The organism is Ruegeria sp. TASC047 (genome assembly GCF_059612445.1).
Window position 1 is genome coordinate 1 of record NZ_JBXWQP010000043.1, and the last position, 1,761, is coordinate 1,761.

Sequence of the window (1,761 nt, forward strand, 5' to 3'; positions counted from 1 at the left end):
CGCCTGGAACAAGTGGCGATCGGGCTATATGGGCCGGCTTGTCGGTGAGAGCTTTTATGCGCAGGGCGGGCTTTACGGCGTTGCGATCCTGGCGATGATCGCGGTGGCGGTCACCACCGCCGGCTCGGCTTACATGATGGAATATATCGTTGATGCCATGACCAGCCCGGAATTGCGGGGATGGGCGCATGTCATTGCGCTGGGGGTTGTGCTTCTGTTCCTGACCAAGGCGGTGGCCTCGTATATTCAGGCCGTCTTTCTGGCGCGCGCGGGCAACCGGATTGTGGCCCAGCAGCAGGAGAAGCTGTACCGCAAGCTGGTCCGGCACGGGGTGTCGTTCTTTTCGACCAATGAATCATCGGATCTGCTGATGCGCACGACCAATGGCGCGCAATCGGCCCGGGGCCTGATCGATGTTCTGGTCACCGGGTTTGTCCGCGATGCCCTGACCCTGGTCGGCCTGATTGTGGTCATGGTGTATCAGCAGCCGGTCCTGTCGGTGATGTTCTTTGTGGTGGGCCCGGTTGCCCTTCTGGGGGTGCGGTATCTGCTGAAAAGCGTCCGCTCGATCATGCAGGCCGAGTTCAAATCGCTGGCCGAGATCATCCGGGTGCTGCAGGAGACCTCGGCGGGGATCAAGGTGATCAAGGTGTTTGCGCTTGAAGATCGCATGATCGACCGAATGGAGACCGCGATCCGGAAGGTCGAACAGCGCTCGAACGACATCGCCCGGCTGCAGGCCATTGCCAGCCCGCTGATGGAGTTTCTGGCCGGTCTGGCGGTTGCCGGGGTTCTCATTGTCAGCACGATGGGCATCGCGGGCACCGAACAGCCGACCGCGGGTCAGTTGATGTCCTTCATCACCGCTTTGCTGATGGCCTATGAACCCGCCAAGCGCCTGTCCAGGATGCGGGTCCAGATTGAAACCTGCATGGTCGGTGTCGGCATGTTGTTCAGCCTGCTGGATCAGGAGGACACGATGGTGGAAAGCCCCCAGGCCCGTGACCTGAGTGACGGCCCCGGACAGATCACGCTGCGCAATGTGACCTTTGGCTATCAGGGTACGGTGCCGGTGATCGACAACATGAGCGCCACTTTCGAGGCCGGGAAAACCACGGCCCTTGTCGGCCAGTCCGGTGGTGGCAAATCCACGTTGTTTGGCCTGATCATGCGGTTTTACGACCCCGATCAGGGCAGCGTCGAGATCGATGGCCAGGACCTGAGGGATGTCAGCTTTGCCTCGCTGCGGCGGAAAATCTCGTATGTCGGTCAGGACACGTTCCTGTTCTCGGCCTCGGTGATGGACAACCTGCGCTGCTCGGCACCCGAGGCGAGCGATGAAGAGGTGATCGCGGCAGCCCGGGCCGCACATGCGCATCAGTTCATCACAGACCTGCCGCAGGGCTATGAGACCCCGGTGGGCGAAAACGGAACCTTTCTGTCGGGTGGTCAGAAACAGCGCATCGCGATTGCCCGTGCCATTCTGCGCAAGGCCGAAATCCTGCTGCTGGACGAGGCCACAAGCGCGCTGGACGCGGAATCGGAATCGCTGGTCAAAGAGGCGCTGGACGCCCTGACACAGGATGTCACCGTCATCGTCATCGCCCACCGCCTGTCAACCGTGCTGGAGGCAGACAACATCATCGTCATCCAGGATGGCGCTATCGCCGAACAGGGAAACCTCGACCAACTCATGCAGAAAAACGGACCCTTCAAAAACCTCTTCGACCAACAGTTCAATAAACACAAACAAAAAGTCGC

Annotated in this window: 1 protein-coding gene; it reads left to right on the forward strand. The window is 60.4% G+C overall.

Annotated elements, in window-relative coordinates:
- Positions 1-1,761 (forward strand): ABC transporter ATP-binding protein (locus AC2FLO_RS16910; protein ID WP_496806817.1); only part of this gene is annotated, 1,761 nt, incomplete at both ends.